At 48.4% G+C, this 25,141-nt stretch carries 22 protein-coding genes, 1 tRNA gene and 1 pseudogene; 19 read left to right on the forward strand and 5 right to left on the reverse strand.

Features of this window, described 5'->3' with window-relative positions; all coding sequences use genetic code 11:
- Positions 1 to 31: 31 nt before the first annotated feature.
- The 3 genes from MHM89_RS02020 (at position 32) to MHM89_RS02030 (ending at position 1,286) form a co-directional block, all read left to right on the forward strand.
- Positions 32 to 122: transfer RNA gene (locus tag MHM89_RS02020), tRNA-Ser, on the forward strand.
- A 90-nt stretch (positions 123 to 212) separates the two neighbouring features.
- Positions 213 to 587, forward strand: coding sequence for a hypothetical protein (locus MHM89_RS02025; RefSeq protein ID WP_239407950.1), 375 nt, complete (start codon positions 213 to 215; stop codon positions 585 to 587).
- Positions 588 to 668: 81 nt separating this feature from the next.
- Entirely contained in the window at positions 669 to 1,286 is a 618-nt protein-coding gene (locus MHM89_RS02030; protein WP_026111357.1) for an FKBP-type peptidyl-prolyl cis-trans isomerase, read from the forward strand.
- Between the two features lie 52 nt (positions 1,287 to 1,338).
- Here the strand turns inward: MHM89_RS02030 and MHM89_RS02035 are convergent, their stop codons facing one another.
- Positions 1,339 to 1,857 carry a DUF2062 domain-containing protein gene (locus tag MHM89_RS02035; protein ID WP_053910494.1) on the reverse strand — a complete coding sequence of 173 codons (519 nt, stop codon included), beginning with the start codon at positions 1,855 to 1,857 and terminating at the stop codon, positions 1,339 to 1,341.
- Positions 1,858 to 1,965: 108 nt separating this feature from the next.
- Between MHM89_RS02035 and MHM89_RS02040 the strand changes: the two genes are divergently transcribed.
- From MHM89_RS02040 to tcdA, 7 genes are read left to right on the forward strand one after another with little or no spacing between them, the layout of a single operon-like run.
- Positions 1,966 to 4,095: a DNA internalization-related competence protein ComEC/Rec2 gene (locus MHM89_RS02040; protein ID WP_239407951.1), complete on the forward strand. Its 2,130-nt coding sequence runs from the start codon at positions 1,966 to 1,968 to the stop codon at positions 4,093 to 4,095.
- Between the two features lie 59 nt (positions 4,096 to 4,154).
- Positions 4,155 to 5,900, forward strand: coding sequence for a lipid A export permease/ATP-binding protein MsbA (msbA, locus tag MHM89_RS02045; RefSeq protein ID WP_239407952.1), 1,746 nt, complete (start codon positions 4,155 to 4,157; stop codon positions 5,898 to 5,900).
- Complete coding sequence (lpxK, locus tag MHM89_RS02050) at positions 5,897 to 6,895, forward strand: tetraacyldisaccharide 4'-kinase (protein ID WP_239407953.1); 999 nt, start codon at positions 5,897 to 5,899, stop codon at positions 6,893 to 6,895. Before msbA ends, lpxK begins: the two co-directional genes overlap by 4 nt.
- On the forward strand, positions 6,896 to 7,093 hold the full coding sequence (locus MHM89_RS02055; RefSeq protein WP_022944513.1) for a Trm112 family protein: 198 nt from the start codon (positions 6,896 to 6,898) through the stop codon (positions 7,091 to 7,093).
- The gene (gene kdsB, locus MHM89_RS02060) at positions 7,081 to 7,830 is read left to right on the forward strand and encodes a 3-deoxy-manno-octulosonate cytidylyltransferase (RefSeq protein WP_022944512.1); all 750 of its coding nucleotides are present in this window, start codon (positions 7,081 to 7,083) and stop codon (positions 7,828 to 7,830) included. The genes MHM89_RS02055 and kdsB overlap by 13 nt, the downstream gene beginning before the upstream one ends.
- Complete coding sequence (locus MHM89_RS02065) at positions 7,827 to 8,492, forward strand: TIGR01621 family pseudouridine synthase (protein WP_152440776.1); 666 nt, start codon at positions 7,827 to 7,829, stop codon at positions 8,490 to 8,492. Before kdsB ends, MHM89_RS02065 begins: the two co-directional genes overlap by 4 nt.
- A gap of 5 nt (positions 8,493 to 8,497) precedes the next feature.
- Positions 8,498 to 9,307, forward strand: a complete 810-nt coding sequence (gene tcdA / locus MHM89_RS02070; RefSeq protein ID WP_239407954.1) for a tRNA cyclic N6-threonylcarbamoyladenosine(37) synthase TcdA — start codon at positions 8,498 to 8,500, stop codon at positions 9,305 to 9,307.
- Here the strand turns inward: tcdA and MHM89_RS02075 are convergent.
- The 3 genes from MHM89_RS02075 to MHM89_RS02085 all read right to left on the reverse strand — a co-directional run bounded on the left by MHM89_RS02075 (position 9,304) and on the right by MHM89_RS02085 (position 12,326).
- Entirely contained in the window at positions 9,304 to 9,720 is a 417-nt protein-coding gene (locus MHM89_RS02075) for a SufE family protein (RefSeq protein ID WP_138588116.1), read from the reverse strand. The two genes, tcdA and MHM89_RS02075, sit on opposite strands and share 4 nt — an antisense overlap.
- Positions 9,717 to 10,964: a cysteine desulfurase gene (locus tag MHM89_RS02080; protein WP_239407955.1), complete on the reverse strand. Its 1,248-nt coding sequence runs from the start codon at positions 10,962 to 10,964 to the stop codon at positions 9,717 to 9,719. The genes MHM89_RS02075 and MHM89_RS02080 overlap by 4 nt, the downstream gene beginning before the upstream one ends.
- 75 nt (positions 10,965 to 11,039) lie before the next feature.
- A complete protein-coding gene (locus MHM89_RS02085) occupies positions 11,040 to 12,326 on the reverse strand; it encodes a citrate synthase (protein ID WP_045978838.1) in 1,287 nt (428 codons plus the stop codon).
- A 428-nt stretch (positions 12,327 to 12,754) separates the two neighbouring features.
- Between MHM89_RS02085 and sdhC the strand changes: the two genes are divergently transcribed.
- From sdhC to MHM89_RS02130, 9 genes are all read left to right on the forward strand, one after another.
- Complete coding sequence (gene sdhC / locus MHM89_RS02090) at positions 12,755 to 13,132, forward strand: succinate dehydrogenase, cytochrome b556 subunit (RefSeq protein ID WP_051034453.1); 378 nt, start codon at positions 12,755 to 12,757, stop codon at positions 13,130 to 13,132.
- On the forward strand, positions 13,123 to 13,470 hold the full coding sequence (gene sdhD, locus MHM89_RS02095) for a succinate dehydrogenase, hydrophobic membrane anchor protein (protein ID WP_022944506.1): 348 nt from the start codon (positions 13,123 to 13,125) through the stop codon (positions 13,468 to 13,470). The genes sdhC and sdhD overlap by 10 nt, the downstream gene beginning before the upstream one ends.
- On the forward strand, positions 13,471 to 15,243 hold the full coding sequence (sdhA, locus tag MHM89_RS02100; protein WP_045978836.1) for a succinate dehydrogenase flavoprotein subunit: 1,773 nt from the start codon (positions 13,471 to 13,473) through the stop codon (positions 15,241 to 15,243).
- Positions 15,244 to 15,254: 11 nt separating this feature from the next.
- Positions 15,255 to 15,971, forward strand: coding sequence for a succinate dehydrogenase iron-sulfur subunit (locus MHM89_RS02105; protein WP_022946093.1), 717 nt, complete (start codon positions 15,255 to 15,257; stop codon positions 15,969 to 15,971).
- A gap of 115 nt (positions 15,972 to 16,086) precedes the next feature.
- Positions 16,087 to 18,900 carry a 2-oxoglutarate dehydrogenase E1 component gene (locus MHM89_RS02110; RefSeq protein WP_053910500.1) on the forward strand — a complete coding sequence of 938 codons (2,814 nt, stop codon included), beginning with the start codon at positions 16,087 to 16,089 and terminating at the stop codon, positions 18,898 to 18,900.
- 10 nt (positions 18,901 to 18,910) lie between these two features.
- The gene (gene odhB, locus MHM89_RS02115; RefSeq protein ID WP_130147848.1) at positions 18,911 to 20,437 is read left to right on the forward strand and encodes a 2-oxoglutarate dehydrogenase complex dihydrolipoyllysine-residue succinyltransferase; all 1,527 of its coding nucleotides are present in this window, start codon (positions 18,911 to 18,913) and stop codon (positions 20,435 to 20,437) included.
- Between the two features lie 180 nt (positions 20,438 to 20,617).
- The gene (sucC, locus tag MHM89_RS02120; protein WP_022946096.1) at positions 20,618 to 21,784 is read left to right on the forward strand and encodes an ADP-forming succinate--CoA ligase subunit beta; all 1,167 of its coding nucleotides are present in this window, start codon (positions 20,618 to 20,620) and stop codon (positions 21,782 to 21,784) included.
- A complete protein-coding gene (sucD, locus tag MHM89_RS02125) occupies positions 21,784 to 22,656 on the forward strand; it encodes a succinate--CoA ligase subunit alpha (RefSeq protein ID WP_045978833.1) in 873 nt (290 codons plus the stop codon). Before sucC ends, sucD begins: the two co-directional genes overlap by 1 nt.
- 360 nt (positions 22,657 to 23,016) lie before the next feature.
- Positions 23,017 to 24,444 carry a DEAD/DEAH box helicase gene (locus tag MHM89_RS02130; RefSeq protein WP_239408095.1) on the forward strand — a complete coding sequence of 476 codons (1,428 nt, stop codon included), beginning with the start codon at positions 23,017 to 23,019 and terminating at the stop codon, positions 24,442 to 24,444.
- A 93-nt stretch (positions 24,445 to 24,537) separates the two neighbouring features.
- On the opposite strand, the pseudogene MHM89_RS02135 reads toward MHM89_RS02130, so the two are convergent.
- Positions 24,538 to 25,011, reverse strand: a pseudogene (locus tag MHM89_RS02135) (SRPBCC family protein).
- Positions 25,012 to 25,141: the final 130 nt, after the last annotated feature.

Genomic DNA, 25,141 nt, shown 5'->3' on the forward strand with positions numbered 1-25,141 from the left:
CAACAAAAGCCATTAATATGCGCGCCAATTCGGAGAGATGGCAGAGCGGTTGAATGCACCGGTCTTGAAAACCGGCATGGGTTAATAGCCCATCTAGGGTTCGAATCCCTATCTCTCCGCCACCTCATTCCCAAAACCGCCTCATTGGCGGTTTTTTTCGTTTTGCTTCCCGTTATAATGGCGGCTATTAACCTATTAGGATTTACTCGCTCATGCATAATGTAATGCGTATTGTTGCTTGGGGCATTGTGGCATTTTTATATGCACAGGGCTTGGATGTGGTGTTAACTCTCGTTCACGATGCCGAGCTAAACTGGATTATGACGTTAACTGCCATTGCCGGTTTCAACCTGCTTACCGCCCATTTAATCACAAAATACGATAACACCTTGGCTATTTTAAGCGCACTTATCATAAGCTGTTTGGGCATCATTGTATTTGGGGTCATGATCCAGCCATTATTCGTTGGGCTCCCTTATTGGCTATGGGTATTTAGCATTGTGTCTTTGCTGCTTTTCGTTTGGTTAATGCCTTGGATCAGCGCAAAAGTGGCCAATAGTTCGGCAAATGAGCGCTCATCGTCTTAGATTTTCTAGCCAGCACTGACGTGCGTTTTTCAGTGTGTTACCCTGTGCTGGCATTTATAGAAACAAAAGATGAACAACTTTATGTCTGATAAATTTAATACCGACGCGGAAAAGGCAAGCTACGGCATTGGCCTACAAATGGGTGAGCAACTAAAAGCAACCCCTTTCGAAGGAATGAACGTAAATTCCGTGTTTGAAGGAATGAAGGATGCCTTTACCGGTGAAAGCTTCCAAGTAGAAATCCCTGAAATCCAGGCAGCGTTTGAGAAAATTAACGCTGAGATTCAGCAACGCCGCGAAGAAGAAGCAAAAGTATTGGCCGCAGAAGGCGAAGCTTTTCTAGCTGACAACGCTAAGCGTGCAGAAGTAACAGTGACTGAATCGGGTCTACAGTACGAAGTAATCGAACAGGGCGAAGGTGACAAGCCTAGCGCTGATGCGACCGTTCGCACCCATTACCATGGTGCACTTATCAACGGTACTGTATTTGATAGCTCTTACGAGCGCGGCGAACCTGCAGAGTTCCCAGTAGGTGGCGTTATTAAAGGTTGGACCGAGGCGTTACAAATGATGCCTACAGGTTCAAAGTGGCGCTTGTATGTGCCGCATGACCTTGCTTACGGTGAGCGCGGTGCAGGTGCAGCTATTGCTCCTTATTCAACACTTATTTTCGATATCGAGCTTATCGACATCCTGTAAGTGTTATACGCATAAAAAAACCGCCAACTGGCGGTTTTTTTATGGCTTAAATTTAGCTGTCATGGTCAGAGTTTCGAGCTTGCCATGCTTTTTTAACACCGCGACACCACAAAAAATCAACTACTATAAAGCTAATAAGCGCGGCGACTGTGCCACACACCAGCGAACCTACTAAAAACGCAGGCCCAATGGTTGTGAGGCTGTCACTCAGCCACTGCCAACTCGCCTCAAAGTAAAAGGCTTGCTCTTGATGCCCTAAAATCCACGTACCGACCAAATAAGAAAAATAGAAAATCGGCGGCATAGTCAAAGGGTTGGTGATCCACACTAGGGCGATGGACAAAGGCAGGTTGACCCTTAGAGGTATTGCCACAGCAGCCGCTAAAATCATCTGGAAGGGAACCGGAATGAATGCGAAAAATAGGCCTACGGAAAAGGCACCTCGCGCCGATCGTCTGTTTAAATGCCACAGATTAGCGTCATGTAAAAATCGCCCAAATATGCGTAGCGACTTTTGCTGTTTAATCTTATTGTGATCGGGTAAAAACCGTTGAATGGTTTTCTTCGCCATGGGATAGGGCCCTGTACATCTATTGCGGTGTGCAGTGGATTCGCGTTCGGGTGTATTTTGTCACTTTTCACCCCGTCACTGCCAGTACTTTTTATCATAATACCTATAATGGCAATAATCAGGGTGTATTGTGGTGTATTTTTAGGCTTTATTCGCGGTGTGGTCTTCGCCATTGGCTATACCCTGGTTTACCACCAACTTATATTTACCTGGCATGGACCATCGTTGAGTGGTGCATACATTGAGGTGCATGGCACAGTGCAACAAACACGGGTATTGGGGGCAACTCAATTTGTCACCTTGCGCCTCAATGATGTGGCCGGTTACGCTGTTCCTTTTTATCAAAACCATTTACTCAGTGTAGCGGTGCATGCCAACCAGCCTGTCGCAATGGGCGCTAAGCTGAGCGCTGATATGCGCTTAAAATCGAAACGTTGGCGTGTTAACTACGATGCGCTCGATAGGCGAATTTATGGGTTTTTACATGGGTTCAGTTTCACAGCAAGCTCACCTAAAAACATAACGATTACTAACGCATCGCCGTCGATAAGGCAGCGTTACCTGGCTTGGTTGAAAGCGCAGCTGCAACCACTTGAGTTAAAAGGCGTATACTTAGCACTACTGAGCGCAGAACGCAGTGATATAGAGCCCAAGCACAATCAGTTTTTCAAACACAGCGGTATTATCCATTTATTAGCTATTTCGGGGTTGCATATCTCTTTGCTGTACGGGTTGTGCTTTATAGGTATAAAGTGCGGGCTTTGGTGTGTAGCGCATGGGGTGCGCTCAGGACAATGGCAACAGGCTCTTACAAACCGATTAGTGGCAGGTGCGGCGCTTTTAATATCTGGTATATTTGTGCTGCTATGCGCGCTGCCTATCAGTGCTCAACGAGCTTGGCTGATGTTAGCCGTTTTTGTTTGGCTGTATTTTTCACGACAACACTATTCGTTGTCGCGCTGCTTGCTTATCGCCTTGGCCTGCGTGTTGTTAGCGAATCCCTTCGCGTTACTTAATATCGGGCTTTGGTTTTCTTTTTTAGCTGTGGCGGCCATTGTTATTGCTTTGGTGCAGTCGCAACGATGGCACTGGCTTAGTCGTTATATGTTCATTCAGCTATGGTTGTTTATTGCCCTAGCGCCATTGAGTGCAGCGACGTTCGGTGGATTTTCATGGGCCAGTGCCCCGGTGAATCTGGTTGCCGTGCCTTTTGTCAGCTTTATTTTATTGCCTTTACTGATTGTCGTGGTATTAACAGGGTTCAGTGAACCAATGCTGTGGCTATTACGTCAATTAGACTTGGCGCTATCCTCGACGTTAGAAGAGGTGATAGAGCTTGGCCCAGTACTTTGGTTTTCCACCGGTGAGCTTGATATCACAGTGGTTATGATTTATTACCTTGCGGTTATGGCCATGCTGATAAAACCCAGTTTATGGCCCGTGTGTTATGCAGGGGGATTGTTTGTTGGCTATTGTGCACAGCAATGGGTTTATCAACCCAGATGGCAACTTGATGTGCTTGATGTCGGCCATGGGCTAAGCATAGTGATCAGCCGCCAGGGCAAAGCCGTGGTATATGATCTCGGACCTAGTTATTTCTCGCGCTACTCGATAGTTAAAAATACCTTGCTACCTATCATTAACGCGCGAGACTTGCAGGTCGAGCATACCATTATTTCACACAGCGATAATGATCATGCTGGCGGGTTAGAGCACTGGCTACAAGCAGGGTATGGGCACACCTTGAAACCCTTTCATAATGGTAATCCAGGTATCTGTAGAATGAGCGAATTGAGCTGGCATGGCTTGACTGTTCGCTCTATTTGGCCACACAGCAATCAGCAAAATGACAATGCTAACTCTTGTGTGGTGCACATCAGTGATGGCAAATACAATGTGCTACTAAGCGGTGATATCACCGAGCGAGAAGAGCAGCAGCTGTTAACGCAAGATAAAATAAGGCCAGTGGATGTCTTGGTCAGTGCCCATCATGGCAGTGACAGCTCTTCTAGTGCCGCGTTTATTAAACAAGCCAAGCCTAAGGTGGTGATTCACTCAAGTGGCGCCCGTCGCAATTGGCAGATGCCACACCCCGTGGTGTTCGCACGTTTTGCAGCGCATAATGCTGAGCAATACCAAACTAAATTGCAAGGTGGGATTCGGGTGCAATTTTATGACACCGAAATGCAGATAAAAACAGCAAAAGCAGACAAAAGCTATTGGTTTATCAGTGATTGAGTTTTGTTTTTGCTTTGCTAAAGCTACAATACCCGCTATTGCGTTGATTCGAGAGTATTATGCAGCAAAGCGCCTCCCAAAGTTATAAGCGACTACTTGGTTATGTAAAAACTTATAAAGCCGCCGCCATTGTCGCCATTATTGGCATGCTAGGGTATTCAGCAATGGATGCCACCTTTGTGTGGCTAATGCAGCCATTTATCGATGAAGGTTTAACTGAGCGTAACAGCGCTGTTTTGACTTGGGCTCCTTTTGTTGTGATTGCGTTGGTATTAGGGCGCGGCGCATTTAACTTTGTGTCCAGTTACTGTTTAGCCTATGTGGGTTCGCAAGTGGTGCGCTCATTGCGCCAAGACTTGTTCCAACACATGCTCAATCTACCGGTGAGTTTTCATGATAAGCACTCCAATGGTGAGCTTATCTCAAAGATCACCTTTGATACCGAGCAGGTGCAGCAGGCTATTACCAAAGCCTTGTTGGTGCTGGTGCGCGAAGGGGCGTATGTGGCGTTTCTATTGGTGGTGATGTTTGCCGCCAGTTGGAAGCTGTCGCTGGTGTTTTTAGTGATCACGCCGATTGTTGCCATCATCGTGACTGTGGTGTCTAAGCGTTTTCGCCGTATTTCCAAAAATATTCAAAATGCCATGGGTGATGTTACCCGTTGCTCAGAGCAGATGCTCTCAGGGCACAAAGTGATCCATGGTTTTAATGGCCAGCAGCAGGAAACCGAGCGCTTTGCCCATGTCAACAATATCAACCGCCTGCAACGGGTGAAAATGGATGCCACCAAAGCGCTGAGCGTATCGGTCATTCAAATTCTTGCTGCCTCATCTATGGCGGTGATCTTAGTGCTTATCTCCATGCCCAGCATGCTTAACTCAATTACTTCTGGAACCTTTGTCAGCCTGATCTCGTCGATGATGCTGATGCTACGCCCGCTGAAGCAGCTATCCAATGTTAACAGCGAGCTGCAACGTGGTATCGCCGCTGCGCAAAGTATCTTCACCGTGCTTGATACCGAACAGGAAAAAGACACCGGCACGCACGTATTGGAAAAAGCCAAAGGGCATATTCAAATTACCGACTTGACCTTCCATTACCCCGATGTCGCAGAGCCGGTATTAAAGTCATTGTCACTGGATATTACTCCGGGACAAAATATCGCCCTGGTCGGGCGTTCGGGCTCGGGTAAGTCGACGCTGTCGAACCTATTACCGCGTTACTATGACGTCGAGCCGGCATCGGCGATTAAACTCGATGGTATTGCCACCAATGAGTTGACTCTAGCGAGCCTGCGTCAACAGTTTGCTATTGTCTCGCAACAGGTGGTGCTCTTTAACGATACTATTGCTAACAATATTATGTATGGCTTGGCACAACCGCTGAGCGAACAAGCCCTTATCGAAGTGGCCAAAAAAGCACATGTGTGGGAGTTTGTCAAAGACTTGCCGCAAGGCTTAAATACCATGATTGGTGAAGACGGTGTCATGCTCTCTGGGGGTCAGCGCCAGCGTATTGCCATTGCCAGGGCTCTGGTTAAAGATGCACCGATACTGATCCTTGATGAGGCCACCTCAGCGCTTGATACCGAGTCGGAAAAGTTAATCCAGCAAGCGCTTGAGTCGCTGATGAAAGACAAAACCGCGATTATTATCGCCCACCGTTTGTCGACCATAGAGCAAGTAGATTGCATATATGTGCTCGACCATGGACAAATTATTGAACAGGGCACCCATGGCGAACTGTTAAATGCTAACGGCACTTATGCGGCGCTGGCAAAAATGCAGCAAGGCGAGGGGCAATGAGTCGCGCCGATAACGGCATCGGCGCTGCGATAGAGCGCGCTTGGTTTCGCCGAGTGAGCCTGATTACGTTGCTGTTATTGCCGTTAACGGCCTTATACTGGCTGATTAGTCATGTCCGTCGCCTAGGCTATCGTCTGGGCCTATTCGCGACTTATCGCGCGCCAGTACCAGTGATTGTCGTGGGCAATATCAGTGTGGGTGGTAACGGTAAAACGCCCATGACACTCTATCTGGCCGAGCTGCTGCAGCAACGCGGTAAGCGCGTCGGCATTATTTCCCGTGGCTATGGCAGCCACCCACCAGAGACGCCCTTTGTGGTCACAGCGGATACCGAGCCCCATCAAGGCGGCGATGAGCCGGTGCTACTCGCTAAACGCAGCGGATGTGCGGTGGTGATTGGCGGCGATCGCAAGGCCAGCATAGAAAAACTGCTGGCGCTACAAAGTGTCGATGTCATTCTCAGCGATGATGGTCTGCAGCATTACGCGCTAGAGCGCGATATCGAATTATGTATAGTCGATGCCGCGCGGCGCTTTGGCAATGGCTTACTGCTCCCCGCAGGGCCGTTGCGCGAGGGTCAAGCGCGGCTAAAATCTGTCGATTTGGTGATCTACAATGGTGCGCAAGCAGGACAAGCCAGTTATCAGTTAGCCTCATCCGGGCTTTATGGGGTTGCCGATGAGCAACCGCTATCGCCCCCTTTTGCAAAGGGCGTGGCCATCAGTGCGATTGGCAATCCGGAGCGCTTTGAGCAGAGCCTGCAAGCAATTGGTGTGGTTATTAGTGAAGCCGTGCATTATCGCGACCACCACCATTATCAAGCATCGGATTTAACCCAGTTTGGCGAACAGGCTGTCTATATGACAGAGAAAGATGCGGTAAAATGTCGTACTTTCGCTCACCGGCAGTGTTATTATTTACGCGTAGATGCCAAGGCCAACCAGGTTTTGGAAACTCAATTAACAACTATTTTAAAACGTAAAGGGGTGCTGTAAATGGCGTTCGATACTAAGCTCTTAGAAATTATTGCCTGCCCAGTTTGTAAGGGAAAGTTGCGCTACGATAAAGAAAACCAAGAACTCATTAGTACCGCTGCGAAACTGGCTTACCCAATTCGTGATGACATTCCGGTGTTGTTGGAAAACGAAGCGCGAGAGTTGAGCAGCGACGAGGTTGAGCAGTGGAATTCGTAGTTATTATTCCCGCACGCTATGCCTCTACACGCTTACCAGGCAAACCTTTGGCTGATATAGCCGGCAAGCCAATGATTCAGCATGTTTATGAGCGTGCGGTGCTATCCGGTGCGACGGCGGTTTATGTGGCCACCGATCATGTTGATGTAGCGACCGTGTGCGAGGGCTTCGGTGCCCCTGTGGTGATGACCCGGGAAGACCACCAATCCGGCACAGAGCGTTTAGCCGAAGTCGTAGCTAAGCTAGCGTTAGATGACGATACGCTGGTGGTTAATGTGCAAGGCGATGAGCCGCTACTAGCGCCAGAAAATGTCGCCCAAGTGGCGCAATTGCTCAGTGGTAACGACGCCCCGATGGCGACCCTGTCGACGGCGATTATAGACCGCGAAGAGGCGCTCAACCCTAACGCGGTGAAGGTGGTGAGTAACACCGCACAGCAAGCGCTTTATTTCTCCCGCGCGCCGATCCCTTATCATCGCGATGCATTACTAACAAAAAGCTGCGAGTTAGACATTCGCCACATGCAACGCCATATCGGTATCTATGCCTATCGCGCAGGTTTTATTAATGAGTATATCGGCTTGGCGCCATCGCCTTTAGAGCAACTGGAGTCGCTGGAGCAATTACGTGTGCTTTATCATGGCTTCACCATTAACGTGGCCGAAGCCAAACAGGTGCCCGCTGCGGGAGTGGATACCGAAGAAGACCTAGCGCGAGTGATAAGCGCACTTCAATGAGTACCCTCACAGTCATCAATGATGACAGCGATTTCACCGTTGTATATAAACCAGCGGGGATGGATTTTCACTCGCAGGATAACGAGCCAGGGCTGGTGGCCATAGCCCAGCAGCAATTGGACACTAAGTTCTACCCCGTACATCGCCTTGATAAGGTGACCTCAGGTTTAGTGCTGCTACCAAAAAGCAGCGCGGCGGCGGCGACATTCACGGCGATGTTCAGTGCCCATGAAGTAGATAAATTCTATATGGCGCTTTGTACGGCAAAACCGAAAAAGAAGCAGGGGTGGATCAAAGGTGACATGGGCAAAGCCCGGCGCGGCGCTTTCAAGCTACTTAAAACCCAGGAAAACCCCGCTATTACCCGATTTTATAGCTACTCACTGGCACCGGGACTGAGGGGCATGGTGTTAAAGCCTTACAGTGGCAAAACTCATCAGCTCCGTGTCGCCATGAAGTCATTATCGGCACCGATTCTGGGCGATACCCTGTATGGCGCCGAGGCCAGCGATCGCACCTATTTACATGCGTACGCGCTGCGTTTTCAATATCGCGACCAGCATTATTGCTTTTGTGCGCCGATGCAAGAAGGACAGCATGCAGCGCAGTTAAATACACTTTTAAGCTTTTGTGACAACCAACCTTGGCAGTTAAATTGGTAGAGACAATGACACAAGATGATTATCAACTTCGCTTCGGTGGTATCAGCCGCCTTTACGGACAACAGCAAACCCAATGGCTGCAGCAGGCGCATTTCTGTGTCATCGGCATTGGTGGGGTCGGCAGTTGGGTAGCCGAGGCGCTGGCGCGTACCGGAGTAGGGCACCTCACCCTTATCGACCTCGATGATATATGCGTTACCAACAGTAACCGGCAAATTCATGCGCATTCGCAATCGGTGGGCGAAGCCAAAGTGGAAGCTATGAAAGCGCGTTGCCTGCTTATCAATCCACAGATCACCGTACATGTGATTGATGATTTCATCACCTTGGATAATATCCGCGAACACATTCAAGGCTTTGACTACGTCATCGATGCCATTGATGCGGTAAAGGAAAAAGCGGCCTTGATTGCCCATTGCAAACGCAATAAGTTGCCTATTATCACCACCGGCGGCGCGGGGGGGCAAACCGACCCGAGTGAGATAAAATTTGGCGATGTCGCCAAAACCACCCACGATCCGTTATTGGCTAAGGTTCGCTATTTACTGCGCAAACAATATAATTTTAGCAACAATCCGAAGCGTAAGTTTGATGTCGATTGTGTGTATTCCACCGAGCAGTTGGTCTATCCCGATGGCCATGGGCAGGTATGTCGAGCTAAGCAAGGGGCCGATTCAACGATGAATATGGACTGTGCCAATGGCTTTGGCTCGGCAACCATGGTGACCGGCAGCTTTGGCTTTTTCGCAGCGGCTAAAGCGGTGCGCAAATACTTAAATAAGCGCCAACGTTTGAGTGAGCAAAGCCAAGGTTAACAGTGGCTTTTGGCAAATTGGTTAATCGCGCTGACAATGGCGCGAATGCCATTACCGCGCGAGGGGCTAAGGTGGCGCATCAACCCTAACTCCTCGAACTCTTGCTCGGCGTCAAGGGCCGCTGCTTGTTGCGGGGTTTTACCGTTGTACATCATGAGAATCAACGCCAGTAATCCTTTAACAATGCGAGTGTCAGAATCGGCCACCACAACCAGCTTATCTTCTTGGGGAGTGAAGTCGATATACAACCAGACATTACTTTCACAGCCGGAAACCTTAGCTTCATCGACTTTGAGCTCATTGGCAAGGACTGGCAAGCTTTTTCCCAACAGCATCAGCTCACGATAACGTTGCTGCCAGCCGTGAAGGGCTTGAAAAGCCTGTTTTAGCTCTGGGTAATTGCTATAACTCATGGTGCCATCATCTCCAAGGTATTACGTAGTGCACTGATAAAGTGGTCGATTTCTGCAAAGGTATTATAAAACGCCAAGCTGACTCTCACCGTACCATTCACCCCTAACGCGTGCATTAACGGCTGCGCGCAGTGGTGGCCATGACGCAGGGCAATGCCTTCCATATCGAGTAAGGTAGCAATGTCATAGGGGTGCTCTGATTGTACATAAAAGCTGACGGTACCGACATTATGCTTCATGTCGCCAAGCAAGGACACCGACTCAATGTCGCTCAGTTGCGCCACTAAATACTGCATTAAGCTACGCTCGTGTGCTGCTAGGGCGGCGCTATCAAGGTTATTTAAATACTCAATGGCGGCAGCAAAGCCAAGCACCGCACTGATATTCGGCGTGCCGGTTTCAAACTTACTCGGGGGCGGGTTAAATTCGGTATGCTCGATACGTACTTTAGCGACCATTTCGCCGCCGGTTTGAAAAACATCGAGCTGCTGAAGACAACTAAAGCGCCCGAACAGTCCGCCAAGGCCGGTAGGGCCAAGACATTTATGTGCCGAAAACACGAAAAAGTCGCAGCCCAAGTCGGCCATTTGTGGGCGCAAATGCAGCAGCGACTGGGCACCATCAACCAAGGTCCAAGCACCTTGTTGCTTGGCCTTACTGAGTAGCGCTTTAACGGGGTTAATGTTGCCAAGGGCATTAGAAACATGGGCCAGGGCAAATACCTTGGGTCGATACTGGGCAATCATTTGCTCGGCTTGAGCGATATCGAGTAGACCAGCGGGGTTAACTGGTACGGCCATCAACGTGGCACCGGTGCGCTTCGCTAGCTGCTGCCAGGGCACGATGTTGGCGTGGTGCTCAAGCTCGGTAATTAAAATCACGTCTTTGGGTTGTAGCTGCGCCGTCAGCCCATAGGCAACCAAGTTAATAGCCTCGGTGGCCCCTTTGGTCCATACCAGTTCGTTATGCTGACAGCCGATAAATTCGGCCACTTGCTGGCGTGCGTGCTCATAACGGCTGGTTGCTTGCTGGCTTAATTGGTGTGCGCCGCGATGCACGTTGGCGTTTTCTTGGCTGTAAAAGCGCGTCAAGGTGTCAATCACACAGCGTGGTTTGTGCGCCGTTGCGGCCGAATCAAAATAAACACGTTCGGTGTCACCATGTTGAGTCAGGGCAGGGAAATCTTGGCGTATTGCGTCTATATCAAACATGGTTAGTAAAGCTGGCTGTACAAATGCCGCCATTGTAGAGAACTAGGCTGAAATGGCAATAAAAAAGGCCGCTTGGGAGCGACCTTTTTCAACTCTAAAACGCGTTGCTTAGCGCTTGTCTTGAGCGACGTAATCGCGCTTCGTTGCGCCTTTGTATAGCTGACGTGGACGGCTGATCTTGTGACCAGGCTGAGACAGCATTTCATCCCAGTGCGAGATCCAACCGACGGTACGCGACATAGCGAAAATAACTGTGAACATGCTAGTTGGGATACCGATCGCCTTAAGAATGATACCTGAGTAGAAGTCTACGTTCGGGTATAGTTTCTTCTCAACGAAGTAAGGGTCTTCAAGAGCAATTTGCTCTAAGCGCATAGCAACATCTAGAAGAGGATCTTCGATGTTTAGCTCTTTCAATACTTCGTGGCAGGTGTCACGCATTACCGTGGCACGTGGGTCGAAGTTTTTGTAAACACGGTGACCGAAGCCCATTAGGCGGAACGGGTCATTCTTGTCTTTCGCTTTAGCGATGTATTCGTCGATGCGATCAACTGAGCCAATCTCTTGCAGCATGTTCAAACATGCTTCGTTAGCACCACCGTGCGCAGGGCCCCAAAGTGATGCGATACCCGCTGCGATACATGCATAAGGGTTAGCACCAGATGAACCAGCAATACGGACTGTTGAAGTTGATGCGTTTTGCTCGTGGTCAGCGTGCAACATGAAGATACGGTCCATGGCTTTAGCAAGCACAGGATTTACTTGGTAATCTTCAGAAGGCACTGAGAACATCATGTGTAAGAAGTTCTCTGCGTAGCTCAGGTCGTTACGTGGGTAAACGAATGGTTGACCAATGGTGTACTTGTACGCCATCGCTGCGATAGTCGGCAGTTTCGCAACTAGGCGAGTGGCACTGCGCTTACGCTGCGCCGGGTCTGAGATGTCTAAGTCTTGGTGATAGAAAGAAGACATGGCACCAACCACACCACATAGCATCGCCATTGGGTGAGCATCAACGCGGAAACCTTGGAAGAAGGCCGCCACTTTCTCGTGCACCATAGTGCTTAAGGTGATTGACTTAGAGAATTCTTCAAGCTCTGCTTCTGACGGTAATTCACCGTTAAGCAGTAAGTAGCAAAGTTCGACGTAGTTAGATTGTTCAGCAAGCTGATCAATGGGGTAACCACGGTGTAGCAATACGCCTTTACCACCATCGATGTAGGTGATAGATGAGTCACAAGAGCCAGTCGACATGAACCCTGGGTCGTAGGTGAAGTAGCCGTGTGCGCCTAAGGTACGGACGTCGATAACGTCTTGACCCGCAGTACCTTCGTAAATGGGAAGTTCAATCGGGTCTTGTCCATCAATATGGACAGTGGCTTTCTTATCTGCCATCTAATTATCTCCTATAAGAATAACAAGCTAAAGCTGTTATGCGTGATACTAATGTTAAGCAAATTCCGATCATTCTAACGTACAAGAGGGGTAGAAAGTCAATTTTAATGCATTTGTGTATAATAAATATTCTGCAAAGATTAAATATTATACCAATGGCTAATTCGCAAACCTCCGTGACTAAACAAGAATTGTAATATCCGCTGCAGACTTATATACTGTCAGGGGTTCAATACCGTAACGTCTTTGAGTAAACCGTTTATGACAAACACGTGAAATTTCGCTTTAAAATTGAACAAATAAAGTGATCTTTTTTCGCGTCTGTGGGTTTATTTATGTGAGCGCATTTATGCAGTGATTGCATAAATGGTTATAACAACAATGTAGATGGCTCTATTTATCAATGTGAGCAAGATGGGCAAGTAACTGTGAAAAAGCAAAGACCTGTAAATCTCGATCTAACGACCATCTCTATGCCAGCAACGGCCAAAGCATCAATTCTGCACCGCGTCACCGGTGTCGCAATGTTCTTTGCCTTGACCTTTGTTATCTGGGCATGGGCTGTGTCACTGTCTTCTCCGGAAGGATTTGAATTTGTCAAAAGCCTGTTAACCGGGTTTGTTGCCAAATTTATCGCCTGGGGTACCCTCACCGTTCTCTCGTATCACTTCATCGCAGGTGTACGCCACTTAATCCAAGACTTGGGTCCGTGGAAAGAATTAGATTCAGGCAATGCAACCGCTAAAATCGGCTTTGTATTGTGGGTGATTGTTGCCGTATTGGCGGGAGTTTGGCTATGGTCTTAAATCAAGCATCTTTAAAGCGTGATGGTGTTCAGGATTTCGTATCACTACGAGCGACGGCACTTATCATCAGCTCTTATGCACTATTTATTATTGGTTATCTGCTATGCACTCCAGCATTAACCTATGAAGCATGGTCGGGGTTATTCGGTAACTTCGCGATGAAGGTATACACCCTAATCGCCCTTGCGTGCATTATGGTGCACGCACGCATCGGCCTATGGCAGGTGCTAACCGACTATGTAAAGAACGCCAAACTACGCGCGTTTCTTGGCTTCGTATTAAACCTTATGGCCCTATCTTACGTAGTAGTTGGCCTGTTTGTTCTATGGGGTGTTTAAGTGAAATATTCAGTTCGCGAATTTGACGCAGTAGTGGTTGGCGCTGGCGGTGCAGGTATGCGCGCAGCGTTAGCAATCACTGAATCAGGCAAGTCTTGTGCGCTTATTTCCAAGGTTTTCCCAACCCGTTCACACACCGTGTCGGCACAGGGTGGTATTACTGTAGCACTAGGTAACTCGCACGAGGATAACTGGGAATGGCACATGTACGATACCGTTAAGGGCTCCGACTATATCGGTGACCAAGACGCCATCGAGTACATGTGTAAAACTGGTCCAGAGGCAATCACCGAGCTTGAAAACATGGGCTTGCCATTCTCACGCTTTGAGAACGGCCGCGTATACCAGCGCCCATTCGGTGGTCAGTCGAAAAACTTCGGCGGCGAGCAAGCAGCGCGTACAGCGGCTGCTGCGGACCGTACTGGTCACGCCTTGCTGCACTGCTTATATCAGCAAAACGTGAAGAACAAAACCAATGTATATTCTGAGTGGTATGCACTGGACCTTGTTAAAAACGACGACGGCGCGGTAGTGGGTTGTACAGCTATCGACATCGAGTCTGGTGAAGTGGTTTACTTCAAATCGAAAGTGGTTGTGCTTGCCACCGGTGGTGCAGGGCGTATTTATGCCTCGACCACTAACGCGCACATCAACACGGGTGACGGCGTGGGTATGGCCACGCGTGCTGGCGTAGCCATGCAAGACATGGAAATGTGGCAGTTCCACCCAACCGGTATTGCCGGTGCCGGAACCCTGGTAACCGAAGGTTGCCGTGGTGAAGGGGGTTATCTTCTGAACAAAGATGGCGAGCGCTTCATGGAGCGTTATGCGCCTAATGCCAAAGACTTGGCGTCACGTGACGTAGTTGCCCGTTCAATGATGACCGAAATCCGCGAAGGTCGTGGTTGTGAAGGTCCATGGGGCCCGCACATTAAATTGAAACTGGATCACCTTGGTGAGGAAACGCTGAATCTACGTCTACCTGGCGTATGTGACCTAGCTAAAACCTTTGCTCACGTTGACCCAGCGAAAGAACCAATTCCAGTTATTCCAACCTGTCACTACATGATGGGTGGTGTTCCAACTAATGTGAACGGCCAAGTACTAAGCGTTGATGCCCAAGGCAACGATACGCTAGTAGAAGGTCTATTCGCAGTCGGTGAAATCGCTTGTGTATCTGTACACGGTGCTAACCGCCTAGGTGGTAACTCTCTACTTGATTTGGTTGTATTTGGTCGTGCAGCAGGTAACTACCTAGGTGTTTACTTGAACGATTACCAAGCGCAACGTGATGCTTCAAGCGACAACATTGAAGGTGCATTGGCACGTTTCAACCGTTGGGAAACATCAAAAGAAGGCCAGGGCGAAGACCCAGTGCAAATCAAAAAAGACCTACAGCAATGTATGCAGCTTAACTTCTCGGTATTCCGTGAAGGGGATTCAATGGCGACGGGTCTTAAAGAGCTTAAAGAAATTCGCGAGCGTCTACAGCATGCCCGCTTGGACGACAAATCAAGCGAGTTCAACACTCAACGTATCGAGTGTTTAGAGCTTGATAACTTGATGGAAACAGCTTACTCAACAGCGGTTGCTGCGAATTTCCGTACTGAGAGCCGTGGTGCGCACTCGCGCTTCGACTACCCGGACCGTGATGACGAAAATTGGCTGTGCCACAGTGTTTACAACCCTGAGACAGAAGAAATGTCTAAGCGTGATGTAAACTATGCACCTAAGCTTCGTGAAGCGTTCCCACCTAAAGCTCGTACTTACTAGGAGAGATGACGATGGCAACTTTAGAATTATCTGTTTATCGTTACAATCCAGACGTGGATGATGCGCCATTCATGAAAGACTACACCCTTGAGGTGGAAGAAGGTCGTGACATGATGGTGCTTGACGCACTGCTGATGTTAAAAGAGCAAGATCCAAGCCTGGCATTTCGTCGTTCCTGCCGTGAAGGGGTATGTGGCTCCGATGGTGTGAACATGAATGGTAAAAATGGCCTTGCCTGTATTACGCCAATTTCTGCATTGCAGACAAACGGCAAGGGCAAGGTAGTGATTCGTCCACTACCGGGTCTACCGGTTATTCGTGACCTTGTAATCGACATGTCGCAATTCTACACTCAGTACGAGAAAGTGAAGCCGTATCTCATTAATGATACGCCTCCAGCGGGTGAGCGTTTGCAGTCGATTGAAGATCGTGAAAAGCTAGATGGACTATACGAATGTATTCTTTGTGCATGCTGTTCAACATCATGCCCAAGTTTCTGGTGGAATCCAGACAAGTTTATCGGCCCGGCCGGCCTATTACACGCTTACCGCTTCTTAGCGGATAGCCGAGATACCGCCACCGATGAGCGCTTGGCAGATTTAGACGATGCATTCAGCGTATTCCGTTGTCACAATATCATGAACTGTGTCAATGTATGTCCGAAAGGTTTGAATCCGACCAAAGCGATTGGGCAAATCAAATCAATGCTTCTTAATCGTTCCGTTTAAGGGCATAATAGAACTAAGAATGGCTGGACGTCTGTCTGGCCATTCTTCGATCACTTACTTGAGTTTTAAGTAAGTCAGACAATGTAAATTCTGCGCTAGATAAAAGGGCTTATAAATGCACGATGGTGTGATGAAGGCATGGCTAGAGTCTTCTCATCTGTACGGCGGTAACGTTGCCTATGTTGAGGAGCTTTATGAAGCATATCTTGATGATGTGACTTCAGTGCCAGAAGAATGGCGTGAAGTGTTCGAGCAACTTCCCAAAGTGGAAGGGGTGGATGTAGAAACTAAGCATTCACAAGTAAGAGCTGAATTCGCCAAGCTGGCAAAAAATAAACATCGCGAAGTAGTTGTTGCAGAAGGTGGTCAGGGTGACCCCAAACAGATCAAAGTATTGCAACTGATAAATGCTTTTCGATTCCGTGGTCACCAAAACGCGAATCTTGACCCACTCGGGATTTGGAAACGTGAACGCGTTCGCGATTTGGAGTTAGACTTCCACGGTCTTTCTGAAGACGATTTTGACACTGAGTTTTATGTAGGTTCGTTTGCCGCCGGCGGCGAAATGATGAAACTGGGTGACTTATACAAAGCATTGAAGGCAACTTATTGTGGTTCCATCGGTGCCGAGTACATGCACATCACATCTACCGAAGAAAAACGTTGGCTACAACAACGCTTAGAATCGGTTCAAGCACGCCCTCAATTCGATAGCAAAACCAAGCAGCGCATTCTTAAAGGCTTGATTGCGGCCGATGGTCTTGAAAAGTACCTAGGCTCGAAATTCCCAGGTGCCAAACGCTTCTCATTGGAAGGTGGCGACGCCTTAGTGCCAATGCTTAAAGAGCTGATTCACCGCGCCGGTGAAAGTGGTCAACAAGAAGCGGTTATTGGTATGGCCCACCGTGGTCGTCTAAATGTGTTAGTGAACGTACTAGGTAAAAACCCATCGGCGCTGTTCGATGAGTTTGCTGGTAAACACGATGACACGCTGGGCTCTGGTGATGTGAAATACCATATGGGTTACTCATCAGACTTCGCCACTGAAGGCGGCAGCGTACACATGGCCTTGGCATTTAACCCCTCGCACCTAGAGATTGTTAATCCAGTGGTGATGGGCTCGGTACGCGCTCGTCTTGACCGTTTAGAATGTGAAAGTGGTTCAAAAGCACTGCCTATCACCATCCACGGTGACTCGGCCATCGCCGGTCAGGGGTGTGTGCAAGAAACCTTCAACATGTCGCAAACTAACGCCTTTAAAGTAGGCGGCAGTGTGCGCATCGTGGTCAATAACCAAGTTGGTTTCACCACCTCTAAGCAAGACGACACACGTTCTACCGATTACTGTACCGACATTGCTAAAATGGTGCAGTCACCGATTTTCCACGTTAACTCCGACGACCCTGAAGCGGTTGCCTTAGTGACGCAAATTGCACTTGATTTCCGTAATCAGTTCAAACGCGACGTGGTTATTGATTTAGTGTGTTACCGCCGTCATGGACACAACGAAGCGGATGAGCCAAGCGCCACGCAACCGTTGATGTACAAAAAGATCAAAAAGCACCCAGTGCCGCGCCAAATCTATGCTGATCAGCTGGTTAGCGAAGGTGTCTTGAGTGAAAAAGAGATTAAGAAACTTGCTGATGATTACCGCAACGGCCTAGACGAAGGCAACTGCGTGGTTGAAGAAATCGAGCCAGAAACTAAGCACTCTTCTGATTGGTCGAAATTCGTCGGTCACGATTGGGATACCGAGTATGAAACTCATATTCCTGTTGAAAAGCTTAAAGAGCTTGGTGAGAAGGTGGCTTCTTATCCAGAAGAGCACAAAGCGCAATCTCGGGTTAAGAAGATTTACGATGACCGCAAAGCAATGGCCGCCGGCGAGAAAAAACTCGACTGGGGTATGGCTGAGACCCTTGCATATGCCACTATGGTTGAGCAGGGCACAGACATTCGTCTAACCGGCCAAGATTCAGGCCGTGGTACCTTCTTCCACCGTCATGCTGTGGTGCATAATCAAGAAGATGCATCCACCTATTTACCGCTGCAACACATCAAAGAAGACCAGGGTAAATTTGAAGTGTACGACTCGGTGCTTTCAGAAGAAGCCGTGCTTGCATTTGAATATGGTTACGCCACAGCCGAGCCAACATCACTGGTGATGTGGGAAGCGCAGTTTGGTGATTTCGCCAATGGTGCGCAGGTAGTATTTGACCAATTCCTAAGCTCAGGCGAACAAAAATGGGGTCGTTTATGCGGCTTAACCTGTTTGCTACCTCATGGCTACGAAGGTCAAGGCCCAGAGCACAGCTCAGCCCGCCTAGAGCGTTTCTTGCAGCTATGTGCAGACCACAACATGCAAGTGTGTGTGCCGTCAACGCCAGCGCAGGTTTACGCTATGTTGCGTCGTCAATCAGTGCGCCCACTGCGTCGTCCACTGATTGTTATGACCCCGAAATCATTGTTGCGTCACCCGTTAGCCGTTTCTACGCTAGAAGAGTTATCTGAAGGCGTATTCCACAATATGATCGACGAAATCGATGATATTGATGCTAAAAACGTTGAGCGCGTGGTGTTCTGTAGCGGTAAAGTTTACTACGAGCTGCTGCAAGAGCGTCGTAAGCAAGAGCTGGATAACATCGCCATTGTGCGTGTTGAGCAGCTTTACCCATTCCCGCATCAGGAAATGGCTGACATTATCGAACGCTACAGCCATGTGAAAGATTTCGTATGGTGTCAGGAAGAGCCACAAAACCAGGGTGCATGGTACTGCTCGCAGCACCACTTCTGGCAGGCAATTCCACAAGGTGCAAACCTAACTTATGCAGGACGTAACGCGTCCGCGTCACCGGCATGTGGTTACATGTCAGTACATACTAAAGAACAACAAGCGTTAGTCGCTGACGCGCTTACCATTAAAAAATAAGGGATAAGAGATGACCACAGAAATCAAGGTTCCTGTTCTTCCTGAGTCAGTTGCAGACGCCACCGTTGCAACTTGGCATGTCAGTGTTGGCGACAAAGTAAGTCGTGACCAGAACCTCGTAGACATCGAAACCGATAAAGTCGTACTTGAAGTAGCGGCGCCGGCAGACGGTGTGATCAGCGAGATTAAAGAGCAAGAAGGCGCAACGGTACTTGCTGAGCAAGTGCTAGCCATTGTTGGCGAAGCCGACGATGCGCCTGCTGCTGATGAGAACAGCAGCGACGATAACGCTAAAAGTGAAGAAAAAGCTGATTCAGCACCAGCCAAAGATAGCGGTGCTTCAGAAGGTAAAGAAGTGGATATTAAAGTACCTGTACTTCCTGAATCTGTTGCCGATGCCACCATCGCAACATGGCATGTTCAACCAGGTGAAGCGGTCAGCCGCGACCAGAACTTGGTTGATATTGAAACTGACAAAGTTGTACTTGAAGTGGTAGCCCCGGATGACGGTGTCATGGGCGAGCACGTTCACGGTGAAGGCGATACGGTCACAGCCGAGCAAGTTATTGGTAAAGTGAAAGTAGGCGCTAAAGCTGCTGGCGGTAGTAAAGAAGAGTCTGCTCCGGCTGCCGAGCAAAGTGGTGATGACAGTGCCAGTGATGCATTGACTCCTTCAGTACGCCGCCTCATTGCTGAAAAAGGCCTAGATGCGTCAAAAATCAAAGGTTCAGGCAAAAACGGTCGTGTTACTAAAGAAGACGTAGACAAGTTCCTTAAGCAGGCGCCGGCTAAGCAAGAAAGCAAAGCCGATGATGCTCAGTCAGCGCCTGTGGGTAACCGCACGCAAAAACGTGTTCCTATGACACGTCTTCGTAAGACCATCGCTAACCGCCTACTTGAAGCGAAAAACTCAACGGCGATGTTGACCACCTTTAACGAAGTGAACATGAAGCCAATCATGGACCTTCGTAAGCAATACAAAGACGCCTTTGAAGAGCGCCATGGCATCCGTTTAGGCTTCATGTCGTTCTATGTTAAAGCGGTAGTAGAAGCGCTTAAACGCTTCCCAGATGTGAACGCATCAATCGATGGCGACGACATCGTTTATCACAACTACTTCGATATCAGCATTGCGGTATCAACACCGCGTGGCTTGGTAACGCCAGTACTACGCGATTGTGACAAGCTGTCGGTTGCAGAAATCGAAGCCGGTATTCGTGAGCTAGCGCTTAAAGGCCGTGATGGTAAGCTAACGGTTGAAGACATGACCGGTGGTAACTTCACTATCACCAACGGTGGTGTATTTGGCTCACTATTATCAACGCCAATCATAAACTTGCCACAGTCTTCAATCTTGGGTATGCACAAAATCCAAGAGCGTCCTATGGCGGTGAATGGCAAAGTTGAGATTCTACCTATGATGTATTTGGCCCTGTCTTATGACCACCGCCAAATCGATGGTAAAGAGTCTGTTGGCTTCTTAGTGACCATTAAAGAGATGTTAGAAGATCCAACACGTCTTCTACTTGATGTATAAACATCGAGAATGAATAAAAATTAAGCTGTGGCCCGCGCCGCAGCTTTTTTTTGCCGCCTTTAGTCCCACTAGGGTTTTCAAGCATAGCCATGGGATCTATACTAGGTGCGCAATTTGGGATGGTTGGGTAAATTGCATATTTATTCAGCTCTTTTAGTACAAAAAATTGGATAAAGCATCATGAATTTGCATGAGTATCAGGCAAAACAACTTTTTGCCGAATATGGTTTACCAGTTTCTGAAGGTTACGCATGTGACACACCTCAAGAAGCTGCTGAAGCTGCTGATAAAATCGGCGGTGATAAATGGGTTGTTAAATGTCAGGTTCACGCCGGTGGCCGTGGTAAAGCGGGCGGTGTAAAACTTGCTGACAGCAAACAAGAAATCAAAGAGTTTGCACAGAACTGGCTAGGTAAAAACCTAGTAACTTTCCAAACTGACGAAAATGGTCAGCCTGTTGCAAAGATCCTTGTTGAAAGCTGCACTGACATTGCAAACGAACTCTACCTTGGTGCTGTTGTCGACCGCGCTTCACGTAAAGTTGTTTTCATGGCGTCTACCGAAGGCGGTGTTGAAATCGAAACTGTTGCTGAAGAAACGCCAGAGCTTATCCACAAAGCTGAGATCGACCCACTTGTAGGTCCTCAGGCTTACCAAGGCCGTGAGCTTGCTTTCAAACTTGGCTTGAACCCAACTCAACTTAAGCAGTTCGTTAAGATCTTCATGGGTCTTGGCAACATGTTTATCGATCACGATTTCGCGCTACTTGAAATCAACCCACTGGTTATCACTGACGAAGGCAACCTACACTGCCTAGACGGTAAAATCGGTGTTGATGGCAACGCACTATATCGTCAGCCTAAAATCCGCGCGATGCACGATCCTTCGCAAGAAGACGAGCGTGAAGCACACGCAGCACAGTGGGAACTAAACTACGTAGCGCTAGACGGTACTGTAGGCTGCATGGTAAATGGTGCGGGTCTTGCGATGGGTACTATGGACATCGTTAACCTACACGGCGGCAAGCCAGCTAACTTCCTAGATGTGGGCGGCGGTGCAACTAAAGAGCGCGTTGCTGAAGCATTTAAGATCATCCTTTCTGATGACAATGTTAAAGCAGTACTTGTTAACATCTTCGGCGGTATCGTACGTTGTGACATGATCGCAGAAGGTATTATCGGTGCGGTTAAAGAAGTTGGCGTAAACGTACCTGTAGTTGTACGTCTTGAAGGTACTAACGCTGAACTAGGCCGTGACGTTCTTGCTAACTCAGGTCTAGACATCATTGCTGCAGAATCTCTAACAGACGCAGCTGAAAAAGTTGTTGCTGCTGCGGAGGGCAAATAATGTCTGTACTAATTAATAAAGACACTAAGGTAATCTGCCAAGGTTTCACTGGTGGTCAGGGTACGTTCCACTCTGAGCAAGCAATCGAATACGGTACGCAGATGGTTGGTGGTGTATCACCAGGTAAAGGTGGTCAAACGCACCTAGGTCTGCCGGTATTTAACACTGTACGTGACGCTGTTGAAGAAACAGGCGCAACGGCTTCTGTTATCTACGTACCAGCGCCTTTCTGTAAAGATGCAATCCTAGAAGCGATCGATGCGGGCATCGAGCTAATCGTTTGTATCACTGAAGGTATCCCAACGCTAGACATGGTTGACGTTAAAGTTAAGCTTGATGAAACTGGCGTGCGTATGATTGGTCCTAACTGCCCAGGTGTTATCACTCCGGGTGAGTCTAAGATTGGTATCATGCCTGGTCACATCCACAAGCCTGGTAAAGTAGGCATCGTATCACGTTCTGGTACTTTGACTTATGAAGCCGTTAAGCAAACAACTGACGCTGGCTTTGGTCAATCTTCATGTGTTGGTATCGGTGGTGACCCAATTCCTGGTACTAACTTCATCGACGTATTAGAGATGTTCGAAAAAGATCCGCAAACCGAAGCTATCGTAATGATCGGTGAGATCGGCGGTACAGCTGAAGAAGAAGCGGCTGCGTACATCAAAGACAACGTCACTAAGCCTGTTGTTTCATACATTGCCGGTGTAACTGCACCTCCAGGCAAACGTATGGGTCACGCCGGTGCGATTATCGCAGGCGGTAAAGGTACTGCTGACGAGAAATTTGCAGCCTTAGAAGCAGCGGGCGTACAAACTGTACGTTCACTTGCTGAAATTGGCAACGCGCTAAAAGAGAAAACCGGTTGGTAAGCTCTGCTAGTGAGTGACATAAAAACCCGCCTTGAGCGGGTTTTTTTATGGTTGCACTGATGCTCAGTTAAAAGCGAGTAGGGCACATGCCAACGGGAGCGAGCACCGGTTCTGCGCTTTCTTTTTTTGCCATGCACAGTATTAACCCAGAGTGTGTTATGATGGCAGCGTGATCAGTAAAGAGCATACCTTGAGGCGCCACTGCGCCGATGCTCTTTACGCCTGTGTAGCAAGTCGCTACGCCTTTTTAATTTTTTGGTGATGCAATCGGGTTTAAGCTTGTTTCGCCATGTATACCGAGTTTATATGACCGAACAGCAAGTACCATCAGCAAACAACACCATCAAAACCGAAGACACCATCCAATTCAGTGACTTAAAACTACAACCTAAACTACTTCAAGCGATTGAACGCCAAGGCTACCAGCATCCTTCACCAATACAGGCGCAAGGCATTCCTGCGGTGTTATCCGGCCACGATGTCATGGCGGCAGCGCAAACCGGCACCGGTAAAACGGCGGGTTTTACCTTGCCGATGCTAGAAATATTAAGTAAAGGGCAGCGTGCTCGCGGTAATAACGTGCGAGCTTTAGTGCTTGCTCCTACCCGTGAGCTGGCCGCTCAGGTGGGTGCCAGTGTCGCCACGTATGGTAAAGAGTTAGCGCTGAGCTATTGCGTGGCCTTTGGCGGCGTTAAAATTAACCCGCAAATGATGCAACTGCGTCGCGGGGCCGATATTCTCGTGGCCACGCCCGGACGGTTAATGGATTTGTATCAGCAAAATGCCATTAAATTTGAGCAACTAGAAATGCTGGTGCTTGATGAAGCCGACCGTATGCTAGATATGGGCTTTATTCACGATATTCGCCGCATTATTAAGTTATTGCCGCCGAAACGACAAAATCTCCTGTACTCGGCGACTTTCTCTGATGAGATCCGTGATTTGGCGAAAACCATAGTCCACCAGCCGCTAGAGATTTCTGTGGTGCCTGCCAATACCACGGCAAAAACCATAGAGCAGTGGGTTTACCCTGTGGATAAATCGCGAAAAACAGCGCTGCTAAGTCATTTAATTAAAGAAAATGATTGGCAGCAGGTGTTGGTGTTTAGCCGCACCAAGCATGGCGCGAATCGTATTGCTACTAATTTGGAAAAGCGTGGTATTCACTCTGCCGCGATTCATGGCAACAAGAGCCAAGGCGCCAGAACCAAAGCGTTGGCCGGATTTAAAAACGGCAGTATTAAAGTTCTGGTGGCCACCGATATCGCCGCGCGCGGCATTGATATTGACCAGCTTCCTTGTGTGATCAACTTTGACTTGCCCAATGTTGCCGAAGACTATGTTCACCGTATCGGACGAACTGGTCGGGCGGGGGCCTCAGGGTTGGCTATCTCATTTGTCACAGCGGACGAGGCAAAAGACTTAAACGGCATTGAAAACCTTATTCAAGAATTATTGCCACGGCAAACTATCGCGGGTTTTGAGCCCACGAATGAGGTGGCACCAAGCACATTGCGGGCGCCGAAAAAGCCTAAAAAACCTAAAAAGCCGAAAGCAGCTAAAGCTGAGCAGCCAGGCAACACCGCTAAGCGAGCAGTGAAAAAGAAGCCTTCGCACGTGAAAAAAGCGGCGAGTGCGCCGCAGCAGGGTAAAGCGCTGCAGCAAGGTAAAGAGCAAGGCGGTGCTAATAAACCCAAAGGGCGCGATAGCGACTCACCCCAAGCCAAAGGCCCGGCAAGAAGGAATAACCGCTGGAAAACACGGCGCGCCAAAACCGGCAGCAGTTAAGTTCTAGCGCTTATCTAAAAAAAGCGAGCTCTTGAGTGGCTCGCTTTTTTAGTTATATTGCCAAGGCTAGTGTGAACTTTCGGCACGCAGTGGCTAGCTGATGCGGTCGCTACCGCCGTGCTCTGCGGTAAATTTGTTTGTCAGCAGCACCTTGTTAGTTGCTTTTTTTTCAACGTGCTTTTTGAAGTTGTTGAGGATACTTTGCCAACCTTGTTTTTGCTGCTCAGCGGAGTTCTCATCTTCCGCCTCAAAGGTTTCTACGACCTTAACGCCATTGATTGTTTCTATGAACTCAACTATCACAACACGGTTATCACCAAGCTTAAAATGAATCGATTCGTTTGACTCAATTTTGGTAAATGTACCTTCAAAATCGAACCCCTTCTAGCCGTCTTTTGCTTCCATCCTGTAATTGAAATTACCACCAACTACCAGGTTTACCTCTGCTCCAGGACAACACCACTCGTCTATAGCAAAGTTCCAGTTTGTTTTATCATTGGGAGTGACCCAAACATCCCAAACAGTGGCTAGTGGTGCTTGTACTTCTGTTTCAATAACAATTTTCATATCGACTCCATTGATTGGTTAAAAACTAAATAGCCTGGACCATAATATGGTCTCAATGGATAGTCGATTAGACCGACCTAAATTCGACAATATGGTGAAATATTTTCGCAAACGAATAACAACTAACGCC

Origin of the sequence: Pseudoalteromonas sp. CNC9-20, assembly GCF_022347875.1 — a bacterium.
Classification (GTDB): domain Bacteria; phylum Pseudomonadota; class Gammaproteobacteria; order Enterobacterales; family Alteromonadaceae; genus Pseudoalteromonas; species Pseudoalteromonas ruthenica.

What these genes read in the sequence shown, in the direction of transcription:
- MHM89_RS02025 (WP_239407950.1), top strand. Translation starts at nt 213, where the DNA reads ATGCATAATGTAATGCGTATTGTTGCTTGGGGCATTGTGGCATTTTTA.
- MHM89_RS02030 (WP_026111357.1), top strand. Translation starts at nt 669, where the DNA reads ATGTCTGATAAATTTAATACCGACGCGGAAAAGGCAAGCTACGGCATT.
- MHM89_RS02035 (WP_053910494.1), bottom strand. Translation starts at nt 1,857, where the DNA reads ATGGCGAAGAAAACCATTCAACGGTTTTTACCCGATCACAATAAGATT.
- MHM89_RS02040 (WP_239407951.1), top strand. Translation starts at nt 1,966, where the DNA reads ATGGCAATAATCAGGGTGTATTGTGGTGTATTTTTAGGCTTTATTCGC.
- msbA (WP_239407952.1), top strand. Translation starts at nt 4,155, where the DNA reads ATGCAGCAAAGCGCCTCCCAAAGTTATAAGCGACTACTTGGTTATGTA.
- lpxK (WP_239407953.1), top strand. Translation starts at nt 5,897, where the DNA reads ATGAGTCGCGCCGATAACGGCATCGGCGCTGCGATAGAGCGCGCTTGG.
- MHM89_RS02055 (WP_022944513.1), top strand. Translation starts at nt 6,896, where the DNA reads ATGGCGTTCGATACTAAGCTCTTAGAAATTATTGCCTGCCCAGTTTGT.
- MHM89_RS02065 (WP_152440776.1), top strand. Translation starts at nt 7,827, where the DNA reads ATGAGTACCCTCACAGTCATCAATGATGACAGCGATTTCACCGTTGTA.
- tcdA (WP_239407954.1), top strand. Translation starts at nt 8,498, where the DNA reads ATGACACAAGATGATTATCAACTTCGCTTCGGTGGTATCAGCCGCCTT.
- MHM89_RS02075 (WP_138588116.1), bottom strand. Translation starts at nt 9,720, where the DNA reads ATGAGTTATAGCAATTACCCAGAGCTAAAACAGGCTTTTCAAGCCCTT.
- MHM89_RS02080 (WP_239407955.1), bottom strand. Translation starts at nt 10,964, where the DNA reads ATGGCGGCATTTGTACAGCCAGCTTTACTAACCATGTTTGATATAGAC.
- MHM89_RS02085 (WP_045978838.1), bottom strand. Translation starts at nt 12,326, where the DNA reads ATGGCAGATAAGAAAGCCACTGTCCATATTGATGGACAAGACCCGATT.
- sdhD (WP_022944506.1), top strand. Translation starts at nt 13,123, where the DNA reads ATGGTCTTAAATCAAGCATCTTTAAAGCGTGATGGTGTTCAGGATTTC.
- MHM89_RS02105 (WP_022946093.1), top strand. Translation starts at nt 15,255, where the DNA reads ATGGCAACTTTAGAATTATCTGTTTATCGTTACAATCCAGACGTGGAT.
- MHM89_RS02110 (WP_053910500.1), top strand. Translation starts at nt 16,087, where the DNA reads ATGCACGATGGTGTGATGAAGGCATGGCTAGAGTCTTCTCATCTGTAC.
- odhB (WP_130147848.1), top strand. Translation starts at nt 18,911, where the DNA reads ATGACCACAGAAATCAAGGTTCCTGTTCTTCCTGAGTCAGTTGCAGAC.
- sucC (WP_022946096.1), top strand. Translation starts at nt 20,618, where the DNA reads ATGAATTTGCATGAGTATCAGGCAAAACAACTTTTTGCCGAATATGGT.
- sucD (WP_045978833.1), top strand. Translation starts at nt 21,784, where the DNA reads ATGTCTGTACTAATTAATAAAGACACTAAGGTAATCTGCCAAGGTTTC.